Source organism: Ruegeria sp. BF8 (assembly GCF_056538625.1).
In genome coordinates this window covers 1,233,988-1,259,844 of record NZ_JBQFTL010000001.1, presented here as the reverse complement: position 1 = coordinate 1,259,844, position 25,857 = coordinate 1,233,988, and the positions used below count along the sequence as shown (strand labels likewise).

The 25,857-nt window shown below is 61.0% G+C and carries 21 protein-coding genes; 6 read left to right on the top strand and 15 right to left on the bottom strand.

The window, feature by feature from the left end; translation table 11 throughout:
* Positions 1 to 352 precede the first annotated feature (352 nt).
* Genes ACR0LD_RS06265 through ACR0LD_RS06255 form a run of 3 tightly spaced genes read left to right on the top strand, consistent with a single transcriptional unit; the run spans position 353 to position 3,464 of the window.
* A complete protein-coding gene (locus ACR0LD_RS06265; RefSeq protein WP_170340073.1) occupies positions 353 to 1,369 on the top strand; it encodes a C4-dicarboxylate TRAP transporter substrate-binding protein in 1,017 nt (338 codons plus the stop codon).
* 58 nt (positions 1,370 to 1,427) lie between these two features.
* Entirely contained in the window at positions 1,428 to 2,057 is a 630-nt protein-coding gene (locus tag ACR0LD_RS06260; protein WP_170371214.1) for a TRAP transporter small permease subunit, read from the top strand.
* A gap of 3 nt (positions 2,058 to 2,060) precedes the next feature.
* Entirely contained in the window at positions 2,061 to 3,464 is a 1,404-nt protein-coding gene (locus ACR0LD_RS06255; RefSeq protein ID WP_480636014.1) for a TRAP transporter large permease, read from the top strand.
* A 170-nt stretch (positions 3,465 to 3,634) separates the two neighbouring features.
* Here the strand turns inward: ACR0LD_RS06255 and ACR0LD_RS06250 are convergent, their stop codons facing one another.
* Genes ACR0LD_RS06250 through rocF form a run of 3 tightly spaced genes read right to left on the bottom strand, consistent with a single transcriptional unit; the run spans position 3,635 to position 6,526 of the window.
* Positions 3,635 to 4,675, bottom strand: coding sequence for an ornithine cyclodeaminase (locus ACR0LD_RS06250; protein WP_480636012.1), 1,041 nt, complete (start codon positions 4,673 to 4,675; stop codon positions 3,635 to 3,637).
* Positions 4,676 to 4,685: 10 nt separating this feature from the next.
* Positions 4,686 to 5,606 (bottom strand): citrulline utilization hydrolase CtlX, encoded by a 921-nt coding sequence (ctlX, locus tag ACR0LD_RS06245; RefSeq protein WP_480636010.1) that lies wholly within the window; start codon positions 5,604 to 5,606, stop codon positions 4,686 to 4,688.
* Complete coding sequence (gene rocF / locus ACR0LD_RS06240) at positions 5,606 to 6,526, bottom strand: arginase (RefSeq protein ID WP_480636008.1); 921 nt, start codon at positions 6,524 to 6,526, stop codon at positions 5,606 to 5,608. Before rocF ends, ctlX begins: the two co-directional genes overlap by 1 nt.
* Positions 6,527 to 6,612: 86 nt before the next feature.
* Here rocF and ACR0LD_RS06235 point away from each other — a divergent pair, with 86 nt between their 5' ends.
* Positions 6,613 to 7,041 carry an Lrp/AsnC family transcriptional regulator gene (locus ACR0LD_RS06235; RefSeq protein ID WP_093961837.1) on the top strand — a complete coding sequence of 143 codons (429 nt, stop codon included), beginning with the start codon at positions 6,613 to 6,615 and terminating at the stop codon, positions 7,039 to 7,041.
* 101 nt (positions 7,042 to 7,142) lie between these two features.
* Positions 7,143 to 9,752, top strand: a complete 2,610-nt coding sequence (gene mprF, locus ACR0LD_RS06230) for a bifunctional lysylphosphatidylglycerol flippase/synthetase MprF (protein WP_480636006.1) — start codon at positions 7,143 to 7,145, stop codon at positions 9,750 to 9,752.
* Positions 9,753 to 9,755: 3 nt separating this feature from the next.
* Here the strand turns inward: mprF and ACR0LD_RS06225 are convergent, their stop codons facing one another.
* The 6 genes from ACR0LD_RS06225 to ACR0LD_RS06200 all read right to left on the bottom strand — a co-directional run bounded on the left by ACR0LD_RS06225 (position 9,756) and on the right by ACR0LD_RS06200 (position 14,521).
* Positions 9,756 to 11,348: an efflux transporter outer membrane subunit gene (locus ACR0LD_RS06225; protein ID WP_170433072.1), complete on the bottom strand. Its 1,593-nt coding sequence runs from the start codon at positions 11,346 to 11,348 to the stop codon at positions 9,756 to 9,758.
* Positions 11,349 to 11,350: 2 nt separating this feature from the next.
* On the bottom strand, positions 11,351 to 12,496 hold the full coding sequence (locus tag ACR0LD_RS06220) for an HlyD family secretion protein (protein ID WP_170439525.1): 1,146 nt from the start codon (positions 12,494 to 12,496) through the stop codon (positions 11,351 to 11,353).
* Positions 12,497 to 12,517: 21 nt separating this feature from the next.
* Complete coding sequence (locus ACR0LD_RS06215; protein WP_093961840.1) at positions 12,518 to 12,877, bottom strand: DUF3302 domain-containing protein; 360 nt, start codon at positions 12,875 to 12,877, stop codon at positions 12,518 to 12,520.
* 34 nt (positions 12,878 to 12,911) lie between these two features.
* Positions 12,912 to 13,481, bottom strand: coding sequence for a disulfide bond formation protein B (locus ACR0LD_RS06210; protein ID WP_480636003.1), 570 nt, complete (start codon positions 13,479 to 13,481; stop codon positions 12,912 to 12,914).
* 12 nt (positions 13,482 to 13,493) lie between these two features.
* Positions 13,494 to 13,649 carry a DUF5993 family protein gene (locus ACR0LD_RS06205; protein ID WP_170339565.1) on the bottom strand — a complete coding sequence of 52 codons (156 nt, stop codon included), beginning with the start codon at positions 13,647 to 13,649 and terminating at the stop codon, positions 13,494 to 13,496.
* Between the two features lie 110 nt (positions 13,650 to 13,759).
* Positions 13,760 to 14,521: a DeoR/GlpR family DNA-binding transcription regulator gene (locus ACR0LD_RS06200; protein WP_480636001.1), complete on the bottom strand. Its 762-nt coding sequence runs from the start codon at positions 14,519 to 14,521 to the stop codon at positions 13,760 to 13,762.
* Between the two features lie 218 nt (positions 14,522 to 14,739).
* On the opposite strand from ACR0LD_RS06200, the gene glpD reads away from it, so the two are divergent.
* Complete coding sequence (gene glpD / locus ACR0LD_RS06195; protein ID WP_480635999.1) at positions 14,740 to 16,335, top strand: glycerol-3-phosphate dehydrogenase; 1,596 nt, start codon at positions 14,740 to 14,742, stop codon at positions 16,333 to 16,335.
* Between the two features lie 55 nt (positions 16,336 to 16,390).
* Here the strand turns inward: glpD and ACR0LD_RS06190 are convergent, their stop codons facing one another.
* The 6 genes from ACR0LD_RS06190 to ACR0LD_RS06165 all read right to left on the bottom strand — a co-directional run bounded on the left by ACR0LD_RS06190 (position 16,391) and on the right by ACR0LD_RS06165 (position 25,848).
* Positions 16,391 to 19,528 (bottom strand): efflux RND transporter permease subunit, encoded by a 3,138-nt coding sequence (locus ACR0LD_RS06190; protein ID WP_170357584.1) that lies wholly within the window; start codon positions 19,526 to 19,528, stop codon positions 16,391 to 16,393.
* A gap of 3 nt (positions 19,529 to 19,531) precedes the next feature.
* Positions 19,532 to 20,710: an efflux RND transporter periplasmic adaptor subunit gene (locus tag ACR0LD_RS06185; RefSeq protein WP_170339557.1), complete on the bottom strand. Its 1,179-nt coding sequence runs from the start codon at positions 20,708 to 20,710 to the stop codon at positions 19,532 to 19,534.
* Between the two features lie 239 nt (positions 20,711 to 20,949).
* Entirely contained in the window at positions 20,950 to 22,668 is a 1,719-nt protein-coding gene (gene metG, locus ACR0LD_RS06180; protein WP_480635996.1) for a methionine--tRNA ligase, read from the bottom strand.
* Positions 22,669 to 22,737: 69 nt separating this feature from the next.
* Positions 22,738 to 23,961, bottom strand: a complete 1,224-nt coding sequence (locus ACR0LD_RS06175; protein ID WP_170357586.1) for an MFS transporter — start codon at positions 23,959 to 23,961, stop codon at positions 22,738 to 22,740.
* Positions 23,962 to 24,037: 76 nt separating this feature from the next.
* Positions 24,038 to 24,637, bottom strand: a complete 600-nt coding sequence (locus ACR0LD_RS06170) for a YceI family protein (protein ID WP_170338990.1) — start codon at positions 24,635 to 24,637, stop codon at positions 24,038 to 24,040.
* Positions 24,634 to 25,848, bottom strand: a complete 1,215-nt coding sequence (locus ACR0LD_RS06165) for an MFS transporter (protein WP_170339548.1) — start codon at positions 25,846 to 25,848, stop codon at positions 24,634 to 24,636. The genes ACR0LD_RS06170 and ACR0LD_RS06165 overlap by 4 nt, the downstream gene beginning before the upstream one ends.
* Positions 25,849 to 25,857: the final 9 nt, after the last annotated feature.

Sequence of the window (25,857 nt, the reverse complement as noted above, 5' to 3'; positions counted from 1 at the left end):
CCCCGGTCGGGATAATACGCCTTCGAGAAAAGAAAGAAATAAATTGCCGTAATCCTTGGATTTGTTTGTAAACAACTTTCCGTTTCTCGGGGTATTTTGTAAATTCGACCGAGTTAAGTTTGCGATAACATAATGAAAAACAATAATTTACAGATGTTGGAGTTGTTAACGGTCCAGAGTGATACCTTTTCTCCTGTGGGTCGACCGTGTCGGCGGGGCTTTCTGAGCCGTGCAGAAATCAGCGCTTTCACGGGTGCAACATCCGGGCGGCGGGGCTTGGCACATGTCGATGTTGGCGCTAGCTTGACTCGCAAGCGCCCCGGGAGGGGGTGCACCAATGGGAGAGATCATTATGAACAAGATGTTGAGCGGAGCGGCCATCGCCGCCCTTGGCGTTGCTTTTGTCACCGAGGCGGCTGCGACCGAGTGGAATGCCTCGGTCTGGGGCAAGCGCCGCGCCTTCACCGAACATGTTGAGAAACTGGCCGAACTGGTCAGCGAGAAAACCGATGGCGCGTTCACCATCAACGTCAGCTATGGCGGCCTTTCCAAGCCCAAGGAAAACCTGGACGGCATCGAAATCGGCGCCTTCGAGATGGCCCAGTTCTGCGCTGGTTACCATCGCGACAAGAACCGCGCGATCACCGTCCTGGAACTGCCGTTCCTGGGTGTGAACACACTGGATGAGGAAGTGGCCGTCAGCCACGCGGTCTACGATCACCCTGCGGTCAAGGAAGAGATGGCTCAGTGGAACGCTCGGATCCTCATGACCTCGCCGATGCCGCAGTACAATCTGGTCGGGACAGGCGAGCCGCGTGACGAACTGGCAGAGTTTGAAGGTATGCGCGTTCGTGCGACCGGGGGCCTTGGTCAGGCGTTCGAGGCCGTTGGTGCCGTTCCGACATCGGTTCCGGCGACCGAAGCCTATAATGCGATGCAGTCCGGTGTTGTGGACACCGTCGCATTTGCTCAGCACGCACACCTGTCGTTCGGCACCATCAATGAGGCCGACTGGTGGACCGCGAACCTGAACCCCGGCACGGTGAACTGCCCAGTGGTCGTGAACATCGACGCCTATGAAGCACTGCCGCCCGAGCACCGTGAGGCGCTGGACAGCTCGATCGACGAGGCGATTGACCACTACCTGACCAACTACGGTGAGCTGCTGAAAAAGTGGGATGGCGTGCTCGAAGAAAAGGGCGTTCAGAAAGTCATGATCGATGACTCGGTTCTGGACGAGTTCCGTGCCAAGGCGGCCGACCCGATCCGCGACCAGTGGATTGCTGACATGTCCGCCCAAGGCCTGCCGGCGCAGGATCTTTACGACCTGGTGCAGGCAACGCTGAAGCAGCAGCGCGGCGGCAACTGATAAAAAACAGCCGGGGGCTGAAACGCCCCCGGGATCATCTGGAACAGGGGACAACCGGATGGCAGGACACGCCACGGTATTGGAGGACGGCAGCCTCCTGAGCCGTCTCGACCGGCAATTGCTGCAACTTGAACGATTTCTGGCCCTTCTCAGCGGCATCGCCGTTTTCGGTTTGATGGTGTTGGCTGTTGTGTCCGTCAGCGGACGCAACGCGATCAACGCGCCATTGCCGGGCTATGTCGACTGGATCGAGCAGGCCATGCCTCTGATCGCGTTTCTTGGCATTTCCTATGTGCAGCGAGACGGCGGGCACATCCGCATGGACATCGTGATCGCACGGCTGCACGGGCGCGCAATGTGGTTGTTCGAGCTGATTTCGGTCGTACTGATCCTGGTCCTGATGTTGGCTTTGGTCTGGGGCAGCTGGTCCCATTTCGATCGATCGTTTGATTTCGGCGCACCGATGTGGAGCCGTGACAGCTCGATCGACATCGGTATTCCGATCTGGCCCGCCAAGCTGTTGGCGCCAGTTGCCTTCTCCGTTTTGTGTCTGCGGTTGTGTCTCCAGATCTGGGGGTATGGTCGGGCGTTCCTGTTGGGGCTGGAAACTCCGGTTGCGGTGCCGCTGATCCAGGACGCCGCCGCGCAGGCCGCGGCCGAAGCCGAGCAGTTTGAGAGGCAGGACTGACAAATGGACACGATTGAAATCGGCCTGTGGGTCACGGGCGGCCTGCTGGTTCTTGTCGTCGTGGGCATGCGCGTTGCGTTTGCCGCAGGCCTTGCAGGGCTGGTAGGGCTGGTCTGGATATTCTGGGCCAAATTCGGATACGACCCGGATCGGTTTGGTAAGGCTTTGACCGTTGCCGTCAAGACGGCGGGGCAGGTGCCGCATTCCAAAGTGGCCTCGCACACGCTCAGCCTGATCCCAACTTTCATCCTGATCGGATACCTGGCCTATTACGCGGGATTGACCCGGGCGTTGTTCGAAGCGGCCAAGCGGTGGGTCGCCTGGGTGCCGGGTGGTTTGGCGGTGTCCACGGTTTTCGCGACGGCCGGCTTTGCAGCCGTGTCAGGCGCGTCAGTGGCTACGTCGGCCGTCTTTGCCCGCATTGCCATCCCCGAGATGCTGGACGTCGGCTACAACAAAAGGTTTGCCGCAGGCGTCGTGGCCGCAGGCGGTACTTTGGCGTCGCTGATCCCACCTTCCGCGATCCTCGTGATCTACGCGATCATCGTCGAGCAGGACGTGGGCAAACTGCTGCTCGCCGGGTTCATCCCAGGTGCGTTTTCGGCGGTGATCTACGGACTGCTGATCATCGGTATCGCGGTTTTCTTCAAAAACGTGGGTCCGCCGGTACGGGGCTTTACCTGGAAACAGCGCTTTGCCGCGTTGCCCGGTGCGCTGCCGATCTTCGCGGTAATCCTGATCATCATCTGTTTTGTCTACAACCCATTTGGTGACAAGGCGTGGGGAACGCCGACCGAGGGCGGCGCAATCGGTGCATTCATCGTGTTCTGCTTTGCGCTGTTTCACGGCATGCGCTGGACCGAGCTGAAGTCGGCGTTGTTGGAAACCGCCAAGCTGACGGCGATGATCTTCTCGATCATCTGGGGTGTCTTGATCTACGTGCGCTTTCTGGGTTTCGCCGACCTGCCTGGGGCGTTCTCGGATTGGATCACCTCCCTCCATATGTCACCCATGCTGATCCTGATCTGTATCCTGTTGGCCTATGCCGTGCTTGGCATGTTCATGGATGCAATCGGGATGCTGCTGCTGACACTGCCGGTGGTCTATCCTGCCGTCATGGCCCTGAACGGGGGCGAGGCGGTAAGCGCGGCCGACAGCACATTCGGCATGTCCGGACCCATGTGTGCGATCTGGTTTGGTATTCTGGTGGTCAAGATGGCCGAGTTCTGTCTGATCACGCCGCCAATCGGCCTGAACTGCTTCGTGGTGGCAGGCGTACGCCCGGACCTGAGCGTTCAGGATGTGTTCAAGGGCGTGGCTCCGTTCTTCGTCGCTGATGCGGTGACGATTGCGCTGCTGGTCGCGTTTCCGGCGATCGTTCTGTATCTGCCATCGCTTGCCGGCTGAGGTTTCGGGCAATCCAGGCACGGACTGTGATGCATGGCTCTGCCGCGCGCATAGAAAATTCGGGCGGCACGAAGTCTCGGTGCCGCAGTAGACCCAATACCTCAGTGTCGCAAAGACTGAACGGGGGCAGCGCCCCCATCCGGCCTAACGTCTAAATCGGGCGAAACGGCTCACCTGGCCCGCATGAGCATGCCAAACAGGTCGCGCGGATCGTCCGGATCCGCCAGCATGTCCAGGGGCTCGAAAAACTCGGTTCCCTCGATCGCGCGCTTGACGTAGCGCAGAGCCGAGAAGTCCTCGATCGCGAAACCGACGCTGTCGAACAGAGTGATCTGCCGGTCGTCACGGCGACCTTCCGCCTGGCCGATGATGACCTGCCACATCTCGGTGACCGGGTGGTCAGGGTCCAGCGCTTGAATTTCACCTTCGATCCGGGTCTGCTCGGGGTACTCCACGAAGATGTCGGACCGCAGAAGAATGTCGCGATGCAATTCGGTCTTTCCGGGGCAGTCGCCTCCGATCGCGTTGATGTGCACACCGGGGCCGACCATGTTGTCGGTCAGGATGGTGGCATATTTCTTGTCGGCGGTGCAGGTGGTGATGATCTGCGCGCCCTCGATCGCCTCTTCGGCCGAGCGACACGAAACCACCTTCAACCCGGTCCCTTGCAGATTGGCCGCGCATTTCGCGGTGGCGGCGGGATCAATGTCATAAAGGCGAACGGTATCAATTCCGCACATGCCCTTGAAGGCCAGGCACTGGAACTCGGATTGCGCGCCATTGCCGATCATCGCCATCGTGGACGCATTCTTGGGGGCCAGGTACTTGCCGACAAGCGCCGAGGTTGCCGCGGTGCGCAGCGCCGTCAGCATCGTCATCTCGGTCAGCAGAGTCGGATACCCGGTGTACACGTCCGCAAGCAGGCCGAACGCGGTGACGGTCTGCAACCCTTCGGACGTGTTCTTGGGGTGGCCGTTCACATATTTGAACCCATAGGCCTCGCCGTCCGAAGTGGGCATCAGTTCGATCACGCCATGCGGGGAATGAGCCGGGATGCGCGGGGTCTTGTCGAAGCTCTCCCACCGTTTGAAGTCGTCCTCGATCTGGGCGGCGATCTCGGTGATCATTCGTTCGACACCGATGTGGTGGATCAGCCGCATCATGTTGTCGACGGATACGAAGGGAACAAGCGCCTTGTCGGAAGGTTGCATGGGGTCTCTCCTAGCGGCGTGACAGGTGGATGCCTGCGATCATGCAGCGCACCGACCCGCCGGCGGTTTCGATGGTGGGTACGGACAGCGGCAGGGGCGTCGCGCTGTCGTGGATGATGTCGATCTGATCCGGGCGCAGCGCGGCCAAAGCCCGGCTGGACAGCGCCAGAACCAGCCCGTCACGGCCCGTCAGTTCGATGGCGTTTCCGGCAAATTCGGCGATCTGGTCATGGGTCAGGTCGATAACCGTGCGGCCGGACTCCTCGAGCCGCGCCTTCACGGTCGCGCGCCGCTCGGGGTCGGTGATCATGTCCAGACAGATCAGGGCGTAATGCGTGCCGATCCCCATCAGCACATTGGTGTGATAGACATCGCGGCCTTGCGCGTCGCGGGCCTCGAAGGCGATGGGCTCGTAGTTGAAATGGGTGCAGAACCGTTCCAGCAGCACCGGGTCGGCGCGGTTGGATTTGACGGTATAGGCAATGCGCCCGACGTGATCGAGCACCATCGCACCGGTGCCCTCCAGCGCGAGGTTGTCCTGCTCGAGTCCGGAATAGTCGATCACGTCCTGAACGCGATAGTCGCGTTTCAACATCTCGATCACATCCATCCGCCGTTCGTGCCGGCGCGAGGGGACGAACATCGGATAGATCGCCACGTGCCCGCCCGGATGGGTCGAAAACCAGTTGTTCGGAAACACGCTGTCGGGCGTGTCGTTGTCCCCGAAATCGTCGAACACATGCACGGTCACGCCAGCGTCGCGCAGTTGCTCGACCGCGCGGTCATGCTCGTCGCGGGCGGCGGCCGAGGTCGCCTCGGCCGAGCGGTTGGCCAGCGTCTGGAACGCATTGTCGTCACGGGTTTCGGGGTTCGAGGCAAAGGCGTGTGGCCGGATCATGACCACCGCCGAAGGGGCCTGAAGGGAATGCATCAGAAGCTCCGGGTAATGCGGTCGAAGATGCGGCGCCCAAGCAGCGAGGCGGCCAAGTCGACCATCAGTTTCGCAGTGCGGCCGCGTTCATCCAGGAAAGGGTTCAGTTCGACTAGGTCCAGCGAGCAGACCAGCCCGCTTTCGTGCAGCAGTTCCATGACCAGATGCGCCTCGCGTTCGGTGGCGCCGCCGGGAACGGTGGTGCCGACGGCCGGCGCGATGGCGGGGTCAAGGAAATCCACGTCCAGCGAGACATGCAGAATGCCGTTTGCGGCGCGGACGCGGTCAAGAAAGGCCATCAACGGGGCCTTGATGCCGTGTTCGTCGATGCTGCGCATGTCGGCCAGCATGGCGCGGTCTTTCTCCAGCGCGGCGCGCTCGGCCGGATCGACCGAGCGCAGGCCGATCATGCCGACGCGGTCCGTGGGTATCGGAGCATCCAAAGCTGGGAAAGCGTCGAACCCGGGCTGGCCGGTGAAATAGGCGACCGGCGTGCCATGCAGGTTGCCGCTGCCGGTGCTGTTGGGCGTGTGGAAATCGCTGTGCGCGTCCAGCCAAAGCACGAATAGTGGGCGCCCGATCTGCTGCGCATGGGCGGCCATGCCAGAGACCGTGCCCATCGACAGGGCGTGGTCCCCGCCCATGAAGATCGGCAGACCTTGTTGGGCCGCCTGTTGCGCGACCCGGATCAAAGCCCGCGTCCAACCTACGCATTCGGGTAGGGCAAAGAGGTGATCATGTTGCGGCATGTCGACAGTGTCCGGGCGGGTGTCGCCAAAGTCTGTGACCGTGTGCCCGAGGTCGGACAGCGCCTCGGCGATTCCGGCCACCCGGTACGCGTCGGGTCCCATCCGGCAACCCTGTCGCCGCTTGCCGACGTCCATGCCGGAACCAACGAGAATGACTGATTTGGTATCCATACGTTCATTTAGCGGTGCAATGCGGGTTGCGTGAAGGAGGCAAAATGCTCAAAATGAAATCTGAAAATCCAAAATGGAAACACGGAATGGACGATCTGGACAGCCGCTTGCTCAGCGCCCTTCACCGAGACGCTCGCGCGTCCCTGTCAGAGCTTGCAGAAGTGCTGGGTGTAACGCGGACGACCGTGCGCAGCCGGCTGCAGCGGCTCAAGCAATCGGGTGAGATTGTGGGCTTTACTGTCCTGACCCGTCGGGACGTCGCGCAAAGCCCGGTGCGCGGGTTGATGATGCTGGAAATCGAAGGGCGCGGGACCGAGCGCATCATGGCCCGGATCGCGGCGATGCGGCAGGTGCGGGCGGTGCATTCCACCAATGGCGGATGGGACCTGATCGCCGAGATCGGGACCGAGACGCTGGCCGAACTGGACGAGGTTCTGTTCCAGATCCGCCGCATCGAAGGCGTGACCCGCTCCGAGACCAATCTGCTTCTGTCCACCCGAAAAGGCCGCTTTTGAACCGCCCGCCATTCACCAGCGCGGCATAGCTTTGAATACCAAACGATTTGTGCAAGAGTTTTCCCGCAGGCTTGATCAGGCCCATGGGCAGGGAAATCAATATGAGCACAGCAGACCCAGGCGAAAACTCGCGGGCGGAAATCCTGATTGCCCGGGTGACCGGTCTGTTGGAGCAGCCGGTCGTCAGGCTTGCGATACCTGTGGTGATAACGCTGATCGCGTTGACGGTGCTGCACGACCTGTCGAGCCATGTGAAATGGTCGGACGTGCAATCTGACATTGCCGGAACGTCTTGGCGGGTGATGTTCCTTGCCGTGTTCTGGACGGCCTTCAGTTTTCTGTCTCTGTCCTTCTATGACGTCTTCGCCGTGCAGAGCGTGGCGGGGGGAACGGTCCCCCTTCGCATCGCGGCCATGGCCGGGGCCAGCGGCTATGCGGTGTCGAATTGCCTCGGATTTTCGTACATCACGGGCACGGCGATCCGCTATCGGATCTATGCGTCGCTGGGGTTGGATCTGGGACGGGTCGCGGGCGTGATCGCCACATCATGGGTGGCTTTCTGGATGGGCCTCATCCTGATCCTCGGCGGAATGATGACGCTTCATCCGGACGGGATCGCCCAAGCGCTGCCGATCAGTGGAACTCTTGAAACGGTCATCGGGGTTGCCCTGCTGGTCGGTCTGCTGGTTCTGTTTGTATGGCTGGCCAAAGGCGGGCGTCGGCTGGCCTTTGGCGGAGTGGGATTTGACCTGCCCGGAGGCAAGTTGGCCAGCCTTTTGACACTGGCCGCAATCGGGGATCTGTTCGGCGCGTCGATGGCTCTTTATGTTCTGATGCCCGACGATCTAGGCGTCGGTTATCCGTATTTCTTCACCATCTATATCTGCGCAATCGCAGTTGGGATTCTCAGCCATGCGCCGGGCGGAATCGGTGTGTTCGAAGCCACTTTGATCGCAGGGCTGGGGGCCTCGGGTCGGTCGGACGTGATTGCCGCCTTGCTGCTCTACCGGGTTGTCTACACGTTTTTGCCATTTGCCATCGCAAGCCTGTCGATCGCCGTCGCTTCGGCGCTGGCACACCGGCATCACATCAGCGGCGCGGCTACTTGGTTCTATCGGGCCGTCCGGCCAATCGTGCCGATGGTGGCTGCCGGTATCGCGGCAGTGGCCGGAGTGGTTCTTCTGGTGTCCGGCACCTTGCCTGCCAGCTCGACGAAGCTGGGGATCCTGCGCGAGTTTCTGCCCCTGTCCTTCGTCGAGGCATCGCATCTGGCCGGAAGCGCCATAGGCGTTCTGCTGCTGCTTGTGGCGCGGGGGCTGTACCGCAAGCTCTACCGGGCATGGATCGTTGCCATGATCCTGATGCTGGCCGGGTTCTTTGCGTCACTGGCCAAGGGGCTGGATACGCATGAGGCCATCGGAATGCTTGCAGCCATCGGTTTGTTGGCCCTGTTTCGGGGGGCTTTCTACCGGGTTAGCGGCGCATCAATCTTCCGACTGAACATTCCCTGGCTGGTCAGTTTGATCGCGTTGCTGGCGGTGATCTTCTGGATCGGGTTGTTCGCCTATTCCCATGTCCAATACGAAAATGCGTTGTGGTGGGAGTTTGCATGGAATGGCGATGCCTCGCGGTTCTTGCGCTCCAGCATGGTGGTGGCGGTCATCGTCGGGGTGGTGGCCGTGAACTCGTTGTTTGGACGCACGATCCCCGCACGTCAACGCACCGAGATCCCTGCGGCGGTCGAACGTCTGGCGCTGGCCAGCGAAGACACCGAGGCGCAGATCAGCCTAACCGGCGACAAACAGTTCCTGATCGCGCCAGATGAAAGCGCCTTTCTGGCCTATGCCGATTCCGGCAACGCGTTGATCAGCAAGGGCGAGCCTGTCGGTGATGAGGCCGCCGGCCACCAACTGATTTGGCAGTTGCGCGAAATGGCCGATGCCGAAGGCAAGCTCTGCGCATTTTACAGCGTGTCCACCAAGTACCTGCCTACGTTTCTGGACCTCGGGCTGTCGATCCTAAAGATCGGTGAGGTTGCCCGGGTTCCGCTGAAGGACTTCACGCTGGACGGCAAATCCCGCAAGCGGTTCCGTCAGGCCCGGAACCGGGCCGAGCGTGAAGGGTATGTCTTCGAGATCATTCCCAAAGAACAGCTTGCATCGGTCCTGCCCGAGCTGCGCCAGATCTCGGATCACTGGCTGGAAGGCAAGGCGGGCGCGGAAAAGGGTTTTGCCCTGGGCGGGTTCGACGAGCAGTATTTGTCCTATTTCGATCATGCGGTTCTGAAGAACGGCGAGACTGGCAGCATCGTGGCTTTTGCCAACCTGTTTCAGGGCGGCAACAAGTCGGAATTGTCGCTGGATCTGATGCGGTACGAGCCCGACTGCCCCAGCTTTGTCATGGATGCTCTGTTCGCCGAGATGATGAACTGGGGCGCCGGCCAAGGGTTCCATTGGTTCTCATTGGGGGCCGCGCCGTTTTCCGGGATCGAGAACCGGCAACTCGCCTCGCTCTGGAACCGGATCGGCGGCTTCGTTTACGAGCACGGCGAGCAGTTCTATCACTTCGAGGGGCTGCGCGCCTTCAAGCAAAAGTTCGACCCGGAGTGGAGCCCCAACTATCTGGCCAGCCCAGGCGGTCTGGCCGCGCCGCGCATCCTGTACGAGGTGAACATCCTGATCTCGGGCGGTCTGACGGGCCTGACGAAATAGCGCCTAGTTCAGACTTGCCCTTGTCGGATCCTGCTGCAGCAGGTCCCCCCAATCGGTGCGATAGGACATCTCGGCCAGTACGGTTTCCGGCAGGAACTCCTGGTTCTGACGGATCTGCCAGCCCCCGCCCAGACCTTTGTAGACCGCGACCAGATTCGACGACACCTGCTGGCGCGCCTCGATCAGGTTGGCTTGCGAGCGCAGAAGCGCGGTCTGCGTGTTCAACACGCGGGAATAGTCGGCGATGCCGTCGCGATACTGGCTGACGGCGATGTCGGCAGCCTTGCGCGCTGCGTCGACGCTGCGTTGGTAGAACGTCACCTGCTTGCGCGCCTGGGCATAGGCAACCATGGCGCTTTCGACCTCGGAATAGGCGGTCAGCACGGTGTTCTGATAGTTGGCGATCAGCGCCTGATAGGCGGCGTCCTGCGCGCGCACGTTGTTCTTGATCCGCCCATAGTTCAGAACGTTCCAGACCACGCCGGCGCTGGCCAGACCCGTGGTGCTATTCGAGCTGAACAGGTCGCGCCCGCCCGACGCCTGCAGGCCGATCGAGCCCGACAGGATGAACTGCGGATACAGGTCCGCCATGGCAATGCCCACTTGCGCCGATTGCGTGGCTGCGGCCAGTTCTGCAGCGCGAACGTCGGGGCGGCGGCGCAGCAGTTCGGCCGGAACGCCGACGGCGACGTTCGATCTTGCTGACGGGATCCGCCCGGACGTTCCCAGAAGGCCGGTCATGCGCGACGGTGTCGTGCCCAACAGAACCGCCAGCGCGTTCTTGGCCTGCTGCAGATCGCTTTCCAGCGTCGGCACCAGCGCCTTGGTGTTGTTCAGCAGGGCGGTGGACTCCTGCACATCCAATTCCGTCGTCACGCCATTGTTGAACCGCAACTGGGTCAGATCGTTGGCTTCCTGCTGCAGCTTGATGTTCTCGCGCGCGACGGCCAGCGACTCCTGCAGGGCGCGGATGTTGATGTACAGCGCGGCCACATCGCCCGTCAGCGTCACCAGCGCATCGTCATAGTTGGCGACCTGTAGCGCCAGGTTCGATCGCGCCGCCTGCACGCCGCGCCGCTGCGCGCCCCAGACGTCCAGTTCCCACTGGGCGTCAAATCCCACCTGCGACGTCGAAAACTCGGTATCCAGCGGAATGATCCGGTTGATATCGGCAATGGGACCGAGGTTGTCGCTGATCCGGCGCCGCTCCAATGATCCGCCCACGGCCTGAGATTGCGGATAGAGCTCGCCGAAGGCGATGCCCAGTTGCGCGCGGGCCTGCAACACGCGCGCGCCTGCGACCTGAAGCGTCAGGTTCTGGGCATAGGCCTCGGCCACCAGCTTGTTCAGGGTCGGATCATTGAAGCTCTGCCACCATTTGACCACGGGGGCGCTGCGTGATGTCAGACCGCTGGCCTGGCTGGCGCTGGGGCTGTTGGCCTCCATCCACTGTTTCACGACCGGCGAGTTGGGGCGCACAAAATCCGGCCCGACCGGGGTGCATGCAAACAGCAACGCGGCGCTCAGCGCGGTGCCAACCAACATGTGGCGGCGGTTTCGTGGCCTGCGCGGATGGTCCGGGTTCATGTGTGTCATGCTCAGATATCCAACGGTCGGATGAAGTTGGCGAAGGAATAGAGGCGGATGTTGATGCGGCGCAGAAACTCGAAGCTTGTGCCTTGCCCGGTATAGATGGCCACGGCCGCGTGCCCGCCAGCGGGGAAGGTATGCCCTTCGGGGACGTCGACCGAAATCTGCACCGCGATGCGCCCGGGAATTTTGGGCAGCTCGAACCCCGGCAGGCGGCCAGAAGGCAGGTATTGCCCCTGCCGGGTGGCCCACCAGATGGCCTCGACCCTGCCGGTCAGAATTTCACCCGGGTACAGGTCCAGCGCGACCTCGACAGGCTGACCGGGTTCGACGAATTTCAGGTTCTGCTGGCGGTATGTGGCCAGGATATAGGGCGAATCCTCAGTCACGAAGCTGGCGATGGCCCCAAGTCGGATATCACCGACCACAAGGCCGGGACGGGCCTGTTGCGAGACGATCATACCGTTCTCAGGAGCGTAGATCGTTGTATTGTCGAGGAAATACTGTGCTTCGGCCAGCTGCGCCTTGGCCTGAAGGATACCGGTGTTCACTCCGTCGATCTGTGATTCCTGCGCAAGTTGCGCCTTTCTTAGATTGGCCTCAGCCTGTTTGACCGCAGCCTGATCTTCGGTCACTTGTTCGTTCCAGCGATCCAGCTCGTCCTGACGCGCACCCCCGGCAGGCACCAGGTTTTCATAGCGCGCCTTCTGCGTCATCGCATAAGCCAGCTGGGCATTGGCGCGCTCCACCGCCTCGGTCGAGGCGATCACGTCCTGTTCAAGGATTTTGGCGTTCTGCTCCGCAGCCACCAGTTGGGCCTGCGCGTTCTCGACGGCCAGCTTGAACACCGTGTCATCAAACCGGTACAGCGGATCACCCTTGGTGATGGGCGTGTTGGGTTCGACCAAGACCTCGGTCAGGATGGTCGGTTGGGTCAGTTTCGGGACGATCTGGATGGTGGACCGCACCACGTGGCTGTCGATCGAGAAGGGTTGGAAGAACCGCAGCGCGACCAGGAAGATCAGCAGCAGATGGGCGCCGACCCAGAACGACACGATCCCCCAGACAATGTTGAACTTGAGCCATTGTGCTTTGAAGAAAATGAACCAGACAAAAATGATGTAGAAAAGCGTGATGCCGAGGGCGACGAACATAGTGGTGGATTTCCTTCGGCGTCAGGTTTTCTGTGGGTCGTCTGCAGCAGGGGCCCGGTACTCGTCCTTGACCTGCCCGCCAAGGCGCTCGATCTCCTTGCGGATCGCTTCGCGCTCGCCCTCGGGCAAGCGGCGGATGTCCACGGTCATGCCATCATGGTAGGCCCAGATAAAGGCGTGCACCCAGGGGATGATCGCCAGAAACCCCATCCATCCCATCAGTTTGACGGCTTCGGCATGGGGGTGGTTCCGTTTGATTGCGATGCGGCCGGGCAGGCCCATGATGAACAGAAACAAGGCCATGACCGCCGCCAGCAGTAGGATCAGCGCTACGAATGTCAGGTAGTCATAATAGCCCAGCGGCTGCCCCAGTAGTCCCATCGTCGCGCCTCCTGTCTGGACGGTTGCCCCATCCTCAGTTGTTGGTGTCCAGTTCGTCAATCAATTTGTAGCTGGTCGGCGGGTCGGCGCAGATGCCCGGACCGCATTCCAACAGCGTCGAACCGGCGTTCAGCACCGCTAGACCCAGCATGATGAAGAACGCGACCTTTGCCAATGTGCTGCCGCCAAAGCGTGGTTCCGCGCGCGTGTCCGAGACATACTGTTTCTCGAACATCAGCATGATGGCGGTGCCCAACAGGATCAGGAAAAAGCAGATGGCAGCCCAAGTATAGTAGTGCAGGCCCAACACCGGAGAGCCATAGTGCCCGGTTCCCGGCACGATGTGCAGAAGGATCTGCCGCACCGACACGCTGCCGCCGTAGAGGGCCGCAATCAGCATGATCGCATAGTGTTGGGGCCGCGGGCCATAAAGCAGGTTCAGGCCCAGACCAACACCAACCGCGACGAAGCCAACTCGCTGCAACAGGCAGAGCGGGCAGGGCAGTTCGTACAGCTTGAGCTGGTAGACATAGGCCATCAGCAGAACAAGGCTGACGGCCAGCATTCCTAGGGCATTCAGAGTACGGGACAGTTCAGGTGTCATGATCGTCCCTTTCTACAACTGAATTGTCAGTTGGCTGGTGGCGTGAAACTTGAGCCAATAGACGCTCAACGCCAGCGTGAGAAAGAAAACCACGTTTCCGGCTTTTGTCCGTCCAAAGTAGTTCAGCGCCATAACGGCTGTAAGTAACGCAAATAAAAGCGCGATCATGGCTCGGTCCTCCCCTCCCGTGCAACGATTGCAATGGTGGTGATACTGTCAGGCCCGCTGCCATCTGGCAAGTTTTGGGATCGTCCGTTCGCCTTAAGTGCGAGCGAACCCTAGCGGCACACCACCAATTGGGTCTGCCATTCGCGGCAGCACGCAGCCAGTTCGGATGTGACGGGTGCGTCTGTATAGAACGTGTCGATTTCGGACAATGACGTGATGCGGGCCGGGGCCGACCGCTGGAATTTCGAGTGATCGGCAACAAGGCTGGTATGCCGCGCCTGCGCGATGATTGTCTGGCTGACGTTCACTTCCTGAAAATCGAAATCCAGCAGATCGCCTTCGCTATCCAACGCAGAACACCCTATGACCGCGTAGTCAAACTTGAACTGACGAATGGTCGAGACTGTCAGATTACCGATCAGGCCCCCATCTGATCGGCGCAGAACACCACCAGCGACCACGATCTCGCATTCAGGGTTTTCGACCAGAATGTTGGCCACGTTCATATTGTTGGTCACGACCATCAGGTTCTTGTGGGTCAGAAGTTGCCGTGCCACGGCCTCGGTCGAGGTGCCGATATTCATGAACACCGATGCTCCGTCCGGTATGTCGGCGGCACACCGTTTGGCAATGCGTGTCTTGGCTTCGTCGTTCAGTCCGCGGCGGTCTTCGTAACCGATATTCGAAACGCCCGACCTCAGAACCGCGCCCCCGTGAACGCGGTCCAGCATCCCGGCATCGGACAGTTCCGACAGGTCCCGACGAATGGTCTGGACGGTGACATTGAACCGCTCGGCCAGATCTTCGACCGCGACACGCCCGTTTTGCTTGGCAAGGCTCAGGATGTCGGATTGGCGAAAGGACAGGGACATATTCGGCTCCGCGGGTGTGGCTCCGTTCGTTTTTGTTCTTTTTGGGCATCGAGCGCAAGCCTGATGTTTTATTGACTGGGGGCCGAAGAAGAAAGAAGTGAACGACGATCAAGTTGCGCGAGATGCGACAAAGCGAACAAAAACGAAAATCGAAATTGACTAAACGAGTGTCGGTCGCGTTAATGCGCGCGACCTTTTTGCAAATGGAATCATCAGACATGGAACAGTCGGACACTCAGATCACCGATCTTTTCATCATCGGTGGCGGCATCAATGGCTGTGGCATCGCGCGCGACGCCGCAGGGCGCGGGTTGAGCGTCACGCTCGCCGAGATGAACGATCTGGCCTCGGCCACTTCGTCTGCTTCGACCAAGCTGTTTCACGGAGGGCTGCGCTATCTGGAGTATTTCGAGTTCCGTCTGGTCCGCGAGGCCCTGATCGAACGTGAAACGCTTTTGCGTGCCATGCCGCATATCAGTTGGCCGATGCGGTTCGTTCTGCCGTATCACCCGGACATGCGGTTTGACTCTGAAACGCCCACGTCGCGGTTGTTGGGGACGGTCATGCCGTGGATGAAGGGGCGGCGGCCTACCTGGCTGATCCGTTTGGGGCTGTTCATGTATGACAACCTGGGCGGCCGCAAGATCCTGCCGGGAACAAGTTCATTGAACCTGCGCACGGCGCCCGAGGGTGCGCCGCTGCAGGACAAGTTCGAAACCGCGTATGAGTATTCCGATTGCTGGGTCGAGGACTCAAGGCTGGTGATCTTGAACGCACGCGATGCAGAGGCACGCGGCGCGCGGATCTTGGTGGGCACCAAGGTTCTGTCGGCCGAACGCAGCGAAGATGTTTGGCAGATCACCGTGCAGGATTGCGAAAGCGGCGAAACCCGTGAACTGCGCGCGCGGATGCTGATCAATGCGGGCGGGCCGTGGGTTGGAGACATCATTCGGACCAAGATCCGTTCGAACTCACGCGAGGGCGTGCGGCTGGTGCGCGGCAGCCATATCGTGACGCCGCGCCTCTACGACCATGACAAATGCTATTTCTTCCAAGGCGAGGACGGGCGCATCATCTTCGCCATTCCCTATGAGCAGGACTTCACTCTGATCGGGACCACTGATCAGGACCACCCCGATCCGTCCGTGCCGCCTGTCTGCACCGAGGCCGAGCAGGATTATCTGTGTGCCTTCGCGTCCAAATACTTCAAGAAGCCGGTCTCGCGTGACGACATTGTCTGGACCTACTCCGGCGTGCGCCCGCTGTATGATGATGGCGCCCAAAGCGCCACGGCAGCTACGCGGGACTACACATTGAAAGTGGACGCCGAGGGCGGCGCGCCGGTCCTCAACGTGTTTGGTGGCAAGATCACAACCTATCGCCGCCTTGCCGAAAGCGCGATGGAGAAGGTGACCGAGCACTTCCCAGACCTCTCTGGCCCTTGGACTGCGGGAGTTGCTCTGCCGGGCGGGGATTTCCCGGTCGACGGGGTCGAGGCACTGGTTGCCGGATTGAAGGCCAACTACGAATTCCTCACCGACAAATGGGCGCACCGTCTGGTACATGCGTACGGCACCGAAGCACGCATCATCCTCGGGAACGCGGTCCAGGCCGATGATCTGGGCGTCGATTTTGGCGCGACCCTGACCGAGCGTGAGCTCGAATGGCTGATGGACAAGGAATATGCCCGTACAGCGCAGGATGTGATCTGGCGTCGAAACAAACTGGGACTGCGCCTGAAACCCGAGGAGGTTGAGCAGATCGAGGCCTGGATGCAGAAGCGTCGTCGGCAACAACTGAAAACCGCTCAGTAACCCACCAAAGAAAAACGCCCCGCGGATGTCGCGGGGCGTTTCTTTTTTCTGTCGGTCAGGCCGCCTTTTCAGAAGGATCGGGATCCTTGTTCGTGCCCTTGATCCACTCTCGCATGCTCTGCATCACCGCATAGAGGACCGGCACCAGGATCACCCCGAACAGTGTCGCGGCGAGCATCCCGCCAAATACGGCCACACCAATCGCCTTCTGGCTGGCGGCACCAGCACCGCTGGCTGCCAGCAGGGGCACAACGCCCAGCAGGAAGGACAGCGCGGTCATCATGACGGCCCGGAAACGCTGATGCGCGGCCTCGGCGGCAGCGTCCTTGACAGACAGACCCTTGGCCCTCTGCTCCATCGCGAATTCCACGATCAGGATACCGTTCTTTGACGCAAGCCCCACCAGCATGATCATCCCGATCTGCGTGTACAGGTTGATGTCACTGCCCACGATCGCCACCGCCGCAACCGCGCCGAACAGGGCTACGATCACCGACAGCAGGATCGAGACCGGCATCGTCCAGCTTTCGTATTGTCCGACCAGGAACAAATACCCGAATAGGATCGCCAGCCCCAGGATCACCACGACCAGCCCGCCGGATGCCAGCTGTTGTTGGGCGGTTCCGGTCCATTCAAAGGCATATCCCGGGGGCAGGGCGGTCGCCGACTCTTCTGTCATCACGGTGATTGCGTCACCGGTCGACAGACCTTCTGCCGGAACCGCCGTCACCGTCGCGGAACGGAACAGGTTGTGGCGTTTCAACAGAACCGGGCCAAGCACGTTTTCGACGTCGATGAGCGTTCCCAGCGGGACCATCTCACCGGTGTTCGAGCGGACGTACAGGTTCGAGATGTCCTCGACATTGTCACGATACGACCCTTCGGCTTGGATCATCACGCGATAGACGCGACCGAACAAGTTGAAGTCGTTCACATAGTACGAGCCAAGCTGAGCCTGCATGGTCTGGAAGATTTCGGCGACCGATACGTTCAGAGTTTTTGCCTTTTCCCGATCCAGATCCACGAACAGCTGCGGGACGTTGGCCCGGAAAGTCGTGTAGGCTTGGCCGATTTCAGGCCGCTGGTTGGCCGCGTAGACAAAGGATCCCACGGCCGAGGCCAGATCCTGCGGCGAGCCGCCTCCGGTTTGCTGAACCTCCATTTCGACGCCCGCCGACATGCCAAGACCTTGGATCGGCGGCGGGTTGAATGCGACGATCGAGGCGGCGGATTCGCCGTTGGCGATGGCCAGTACCTTCTGCAGGATGGCGTCCGCCGTCAGATCCTCGTCTTGCCGTTCGTCCCAGTTGTCGAGGTTGACGAACACTGCCGCACCGTTGGTGATGGTTCCGTTCAGCAGTGAGAAACCGTTGATCAGAACGGTATTCGCCACGCCCGGGATCTCGCGGATCTGGTCATCCACGCGTTTGGATACCGCCTCGGTTCTCTCCAGTGTGGCCGCGTCGGGCAATTGGATGTCCACGAAAAGATAGCCGTTGTCTTCAAGCGGCAGGAACCCGCTGGAGGTGTTCGACATGATCGTCACGCCGCCAAAGGCAAAGCCCGCGATGATCCCGAGCGAGACCACGGGGACGATCAGCAGCTTGCGCACGATGGACACATAACCTGCGCGCATCGTCCCGATGAATTTCTCGAACACCGCCAGCAGACCCTTGGGCGGGCCTGAACGCGCCTGAAGGACCAAACCGCACAGCGCTGGCGACAAGGTCAGCGCATTGATGGACGAGATGACGACGGCGGTCGAGATCGTAACCGCGAACTGTGAATACAGCCGCCCCGAGATACCGGGCATGAAGGTCACGGGGACGAAGACGGCCAGCAGAACCAGAGTTGTCGCAATGACGGGGCCAGTAATCTGCCCCATGGCCTTGCGGGTCGCCTCAGCCGGCGGCAGGCCTTCCTCGGCGATGATCCGTTCCACGTTCTCGACGACCACAATCGCGTCGTCAACCACGATCCCGATGGCCAGCACGAGTGCAAAAAGCGAGATTGTGTTCAGCGACATCCCGAACAGCAGCAGGAACGCAAATGTCCCGATCAATGAGACCGGAATCGCCACGGCCGGAATGATGGTCGCCCGCCAACTGCCCAAGAAGATGAACACGACCGAGATCACCAGAATGAAGGTCAGGATCAGCGTCGACACCACGTCGTTCAGCGACTGTTCGACGAAGTCCGTAGTATTGAACGGAACCGCATACTCCACATCGGTCGGGAAGGACCGTGAAAGACGCTCCAGTTCGGCTTCGACGCGGTCGGACACGGCCAGCGCGTTGGCGCCCGGCGCTTGGTAGATGCCGATTACCGTCGCCGGAACGGCCTGAAAATAGCCTGATGCGGCATAATATTCCGCCCCCAGTTCGACGCGCGCGATGTCACGGACCCGCACGATGGACCCAGCATCGCCGGTCCGAATGACGATATCGCCAAACTCCTTGGCCGATGTCAGGCGGCCTTTGGTCTTGATCGTGTACTGAAAGGTCTGGCCTTCAGGCACCGGCGGGGCGCCGATCGAGCCAGCGGAAACCTCGATGTTCTGTTCGCGGATGGCCGAGATCACGTCACCCGGCGTGATGGAAAGGGCGGCCATCTTGTCGGGATCCATCCAGATCCGCATCGCGTATTCCAGGTTGGTCAGAACGTCGGCCTTGCCCACGCCCTGCACCCGTGCCAGCGCATCCTTGAGGTTGATCGACGCGTAGTTCGACAGGAACACGCTGTCATAGGTGCCGTTGGGCGAGGTCAGGGTGACCAGCAACAGCATGTTGGTCGACGCTTTCTGCGTCACCACCCCCGACGAGGTAACTTCGGTCGGCAGCGAGGACATGGCCTGCGCCACACGGTTCTGCACATTGACCGATGCGATGTCGGGGTCGGTGCCCACCTCGAACGTGATGTTCAGCGAATACGAGCCGTTGTCCGAGGATGTGGACGTCATGTAGATCATGTCATCCACGCCGTTGACCTGCGCTTCGATCGGCGCGGCAACCGTGTTTTCAACGGTTTCGGCGTTAGCGCCAGTGTACGTCGTCGTGACGCTGACCACCGGCGGGGTAATGTCCGGGAATTGGGCAACCGGCAGGACCATGTAGCCGATCGCCCCCATGATTGTCAGCACAAGCGAGATCACAAGTGCCAGCTTGGGCCGGCTGATGAACAGGGCGGAAAACATCAGTTATTCTCCCGGCTGTTCAGAGGCGACAACGGCGTCAACGGCAACACCCGGGCGCACCCTTTGCAGCCCTTCCACGATGACGCTTTCGCCCTCGCGCAGACCTTCCTTGACGATCACGGCAGAACCGACCGTGTCGCCGGTCGTGATGTAGCGCTGTTCGACCATCTGCTTGTCGTTGACGACCAGCACAAACTCTCCGCGTTGATCTCGCTGCAGGGCAGCTTGAGGGATCAGCACTTCAAGCGTGGGTTCAAGCGCTTCGATGTGAACGTTCAGAAAGGCGCCATCCACGATCAGACGTTTGTCGTTTGCAAACTCGGCACGCAGGGTGATCGCGCCGGTCAACGGGTCGATCCGGTTGTCCACGAACACGATCTTGCCGGTTTCTTCTAGCTCGGTACCATTGGGCAGCGTAAGCCGGACAACCGGGCTCTTGTTGCTTTCAGCAAGGGTGGAGGCGGTCTCACCAACGGTCTGAAGAACGGAGGTGAACTGCTTTTCATTCAACGAGAAATTCACGTAGATCGGCGCTTCGCTGATCAGGTTGACCAGCGGTTCCGTGTTGGGGCCGACCACGTCGCCGACGCTGGTGCTGATCCGACCGATCCGGCCGGAAAACGGCGCGTGGATCTGCGTGTAGTCCAGGTCAAGCTGCGCCTGTTGAATGGCTGCGTTGGCCGCTTTGACTTCGGCTTCGGCAACCAGCTCGTTCGCGCGGGCAATGTCGCGCTCGGATTCCGGCGTTGCGTCGCGCCTGTACAGTTCTTCCTTGCGGGCCAGGTCGACCTTGGCCAGTTCCAGATTGGCCTCGGCCCGATCAAGATCCGCTTTTCGGGCGTCCAGCGTGGCCTGGTACAGGTCGGGCTCAATGGTAAACAGCAGATCACCCTCGTTGACCAAAGAGCCTTCTTCGACATTCCGGCTTTCCAGGAAGCCGCTGACTCGTGCGATGATGTCCACGTTGTCCGTGGCTTCGGCCCGCCCGATAAAAACAGCCTCCTCGGTGATTTCCTGTGTGTATGCGGCCGCAATCGAAACCTTGGGCGGCGGTGCATCCGACTGATCCTGGGCAAATGCGACCGGTGTAAACGCAAGGCATGCCAGCAGTGTCGCGCAAAGGCCGAGACGCGAGAGCGTTCGATTGCTGGTCGTGTGGGTAAGCGTCTTTTCAACGGTCATTGCGAGTGCCTCATTCAAACCGGGATTTGGGTCGAGCCGGACCGTTCCTGAAGCCCGAGTCGATTAAACTCCAAGTCAGGATGGAGGCATTGTTGAAAATTCTCAAGTATTTGAATTTTAAACGCTCGAACCCTGTCCGGGGATGTCTCGGCCGTCGAACCAATTTCGTCCGACGATTTCATCGGATCGGTCGGGTCAGTTGGCTGAAAAAAAGGGGGCCACCGGCCCCCTTGCTGTACTCAGCTCCGCACTCCGGCAAAGCGTGTTTGCCAATCTTCGCGCTGTTCGTCGGTGATCTTGGCGAACAGAACGTCCGGCACCGTGAATGCGTGTCCGGCGGGCAGGGCGTTCAGCGCGGCCTCCACGTCCTCGGGCCAGCTGGTATCGAGCGTGTTCATCGCGCTCAGCATTCTGGCCGAAGTTTCAGGGATGAACGGCGCGCTGAGTACTGCATAAAGCCGGATCAGGTTCAGGCCCAGCCGCACCTGCGCGGCGGCCTGTTCCGGGTCTTCTTTGAAGGTGGACCAAGGCGCAGCGGCCTGCAGGTATTCGTTGCCCGCAACCCAGATCGCACGCAGTTCCTGCGCCGATTTGCGGACCTCCATCGCCTCCATGTGCGCCTCGTAGGCGCGAATGCGCTTGGTCAGTTCCTCGATCAGCGCCTGTTCGCGTTCACCGTATTCGCCACCGGACGGAACCTCTTCACCGAATTTCGAGCGGCAGAACTTGGTGATCCGGCTGACGAAATTGCCCAACACGTCCGCCAGGTCCTTGTTGACCGATTGCTGGAAGTTCTCCCAGGTGAATTCGCTGTCGCTGCTTTCGGGCGCATGGCTCAGCAGCCACCAGCGCCAGTAGTCGGCGGGCAGGATGTCCAGCGCCTGGTCCATGAAGACGCCGCGGCCCTGGCTGGTCGAGAACTGTCCGCCGTCATAGTTCAGATAGTTGAACGACTTCAGGTGATCGACCAGCTTCCACGGCTCACCCGAGCCGAGGATGGTGGCCGGGAAGGACAGGGTGTGGAACGGCACGTTGTCCTTGCCCATGAACTGCACGTAACGCACGTCGTCGGCGCCCTTGTCGGTGCGCCACCAGCGTTCCCATTCCGCATCCGACTTGCCGTGGGCGTCGGCCCATTCCTTGGCGCAGGCGATGTATTCGATCGGCGCGTCGAACCAGACGTAGAAGACCTTGCCCTCCATGCCGGGCCAGTCCTCGTCGCCCTTCTTGACCGGGATGCCCCAGTCCAGGTCACGGGTGATGCCGCGGTCTTGCAGGCCGTCGCCGTCATGCAGCCATTTCTTGGCGATCGAGGTGGTCAGCACCGGCCAGTCGGTCTTGCTGTCGATCCAGGCGTCCAGCTGATCCTTCATCGCCGACTGGCGCAGGTACAGGTGCTTGGTCTCGCGCACCTCAAGGTCGGTCGAGCCGGAAATCGCGCTGCGCGGGTCGATCAGATCGGTCGGGTCCAGCTGCTTGGTGCAGTTTTCGCACTGGTCGCCGCGCGCCTTTTCGTAGCCGCAGTTGGGGCAGGTGCCCTCGATATAGCGGTCGGGCAGGAACCGGCCGTCGGCGTTGGAATAGACCTGCTTTTCAGTCACTTCGCGGATCAGTCCGGCCTCGGCCAGCTTGCCGGCGAAATGCTGGGTCAGCTTGTGGTTCTGCGGGCTGGACGAGCGGCCGAAATGATCGAAGCTCAGGCCAAAACGCTTGGCGATGTCGGCCTGCACCTCGTGCATCTCGGCGCAGTATTCGGCCACCGGTTTGCCCGCCTTGGCCGCGGCCAGTTCAGCCGGGGTGCCGTGTTCGTCGGTGGCGCACAGGAACATGACCTCGTTGCCGCGGCCGCGCTGGTAGCGCGCGAACAGATCCGCCGGCAGCTGCGAGCCGATCAGGTTGCCAAGGTGCTTGATTCCGTTGATGTAGGGAATTGCCGAGGTAATGAGAATCCGAGCCATGTTTGGTTTCCGCCTAACTGTCTGCGCGCGCTCTATCAAACCGGATCGGGAAATCCCAGCCCCAGAATGCTATCGCCCTTCGCGCGAGCGTTTCAGCAGGCGGCCGATGGTGAAGGACGTGCGCGGCGCGTAGACGTAGTTGGTGCGTTCCTCGGGCGTCGGGCGCGAGCGCATCCGGGCCAGTCCAAAGATGATCAGGACCGCGTGGCCCAATGCCACGAAGGCAAACAGCGCGCCGGGGCCGAATTGCTCGATCAGCGTCGAGGAAACATAGGGCGAGGCGATAGCCCCCAGCGCATACCAGAACATCAGCGCCGCCGACAGTTCCACCCGCTGCTCGGTGGTGGCGAAGTCGTTGGCATGGGCAGAAGAGATCGAGAATATCGGAAAGGTCGTTATGCCGAACAATCCGGCGGCCAGCATGACGCCCACGGTGCCGGTGCCGCTGGCGGCCATGGTGATGCTGCAACTGACAACGGCGGCAATCGACATCCAGATCAGCACCCAGCGGCGGTCGTATTTGTCGGCCAGCCACCCGACCGGATACTGCGCCAGCGCGCCGCCCAGTACAAAGGCGGCCAGAAAGAACGCGATCTGATCGACGCCCAGCCCAACCTCTTGTCCGTAGACGGGACCAACCATCCGAAACGAAGCAGAGCTGATGGCCGAGACGATCACTCCAGCCACCGCCAAGGGCGAGCAATGCCAGGCCAGCTTGGGCCGCAAACGCGGTGCGTCCGGGGTTTCGGGCTGGCTGGCGCGCGTCAGGGTCAGCGGCAGCAACGAGGCACAGCACAGGATGGCCAGCAGGTTGTAAGAGACATATGAGGCAGGTGGCAGAACGGCGATGATCAACTGCGCGCTGAGAGAGGCTCCCATATCGGCCAATCGATATGTGCCCATTGCGCGGCCGCGGGTTTCGTTGGTGACTTTGGCGTTCAGCCAGGCCTCGATAACCGTATAACAACCCGCCACGCAGGTGCCCGAGGCAATGCGCAGCGCGGCCCATGCATAGGGGTTTTCGGTCAGCGTGTGGCCAATCAGACCCATCGCGCCCAGAGCCGTGCAGACCGCAAAGGCGCGCGAGTGCCCGATGGATCCCATCAACCTTGGCGCCCACCAGCATCCCGCGAAAAAGCCCAAGAAGTGAGCCGAGCCCAAAAGGCCGATCTGTTCAGTCGAAAACCCCAGCGTCAGGCCGGATATCGCGTCCAGCGGACCCACGCCGCCCGTGGAAAGCTGCAATAGAATGACCGAAAGAAAAAGGGCGGCGAATGAGATGATGGTACGCATGGGTCCAGTAGATGTCCGAATGGCGCATGACGATGCGCGCGGCTATTCGACTTTGTGGTGTCGTTTTCCGCCAGTTTCAGGGTTTTCTGCGAATTTCGGTTCGTATGTTCAATCCCACAGTTTCGTCGACCAGGTCCGCATAGCCGGTGGCGCCGAAATCGTTCCGGTTCAACGCGCCGGTCAAATGGATGAACAGCCGGTCCAGATCGTCCTTTGCGGAACCCGGCGGGCGATAAAGCGCGGCATCGAGAGTGATCGGACGAGTCACGTCGCGCACCGTCAAATCGCCGGTGACGGTCGCTCCGTCGGAAATGCGTCCGCCGGGGCCAAGGCTGACGGCCGTCGAGACGAAGTGGATAGATGGAAACCGCGCGGCATCCAACACGGATCGGCTTAGCATCGGGCCGCGTGCAAACGGCAGTTTCGTGCGTGCCTCGGCGACGTTCAGGACGACGTCGACCATGCTGTTGCGCAGGTTTTTCGTGTCCACCAGAACATCAGCGGTCTGGATCGGCATGGTGCCGGTCTGGGCCGAGCCAGCCAGACCGAATGTGAATTCGATCAATGTCCCTTGTGTTTCAAGTATATACGGAACCGGTGCGGCCACGGCGTGCCGCACCAAGGGCAGCGATGCCAGCCCCGCCAGTACCAGAGTTCGGCGGGTCAGGCGGCTCATGCCGGAACCCGCCCCTGGCGCGGCCGCGAGCGCATCAGCAGTGTCGCAATAATGGCGATGTTCAGCCCGTTCCACAGGATCCCGTTCACGAAGGCCAGTTCATACTGCCCGGTCACGTCATAGATCCAGCCGGACATCCAGCCACCCAGCGCCATGCCCATGATCGTCATCATCATCACGAAACCGACCCGTGCCCCGGCTTCTTGCGGGGGCATGTATTCGCGGACGACCAGCGCATAGCTGGGCACGATGCCGCCCTGCGCCAGTCCGAACAACAGGCTGATGACATAGAGCGACACCATCCCGTCATAAGGCAGGAACAGGAACAGGGCGATGCATTGCAGGATCGACCCGATCAGCAACGTGTGAACGCCGCCCAACTTGTCTGCCACCAGCCCCGAGATGATCCGGCTGACGACACCGCCCATCAGCATGAGCGACAGCATCTCGGCCCCGACCGCCGGGCCATAACCCAGCCCCACGCAGTACGAGACGATGTGGACCTGCGGCATCGACATTGCGACGCAGCAGCCAATTCCGGCGAGGCCCAGAACATATTGCAGGGTCCGCGGCGACAGGCCGACGCTGCGCGCGTTGATCTGCGCGGCGGCTGCGGCGGTGCCATGCGCCTCGGCCGGGACCTGCCGGCGCAGCAGCAGCGACAGCGGGATGACAACGATCAGGGTGATGACCGCCAATGTCAGATAGACCTGCTGCCACCCGTCGCGGGCGAGGATACCGGACAGGAGCGTGGGCCAGATCGCGCCGGACAGATAGTTTCCGCTGGCCACCAGTGCCACGGCGATCCCGCGTCGGCGCAGGAACCAGTGCGAGATGTCGGCGATCAGCGGGCCGAACCCGACGGCGGTGCCCAGGCCCAGCAGCAGATGCGCCACCGACAGCATCGTGATCGTCGGCGCCCATGTCGCCAGCAGATAGCTGAGCGCGCTGAGGCCTGCGGCACCGATCAGCGCCTTGGTCACGCCCAGCCGGTCCACCACCTGACCCAGCCACATGTTGCCAAGCGCAAATCCGATCATGGCCAGCGTATAGGGCATCGAGGCCTCGGCCCGGCTGGCACCGAACTGGGTCTCGATCGCGGGCATCACCACGATCACCGCCCACATGCCCACATTTGCCACCGCCGCGATGGCCAGAGTGACCAGAAGGCGAAGCCAGGAATAGCGGCTGTCGTGGATCGGGTGGGTCATTTCGGCACG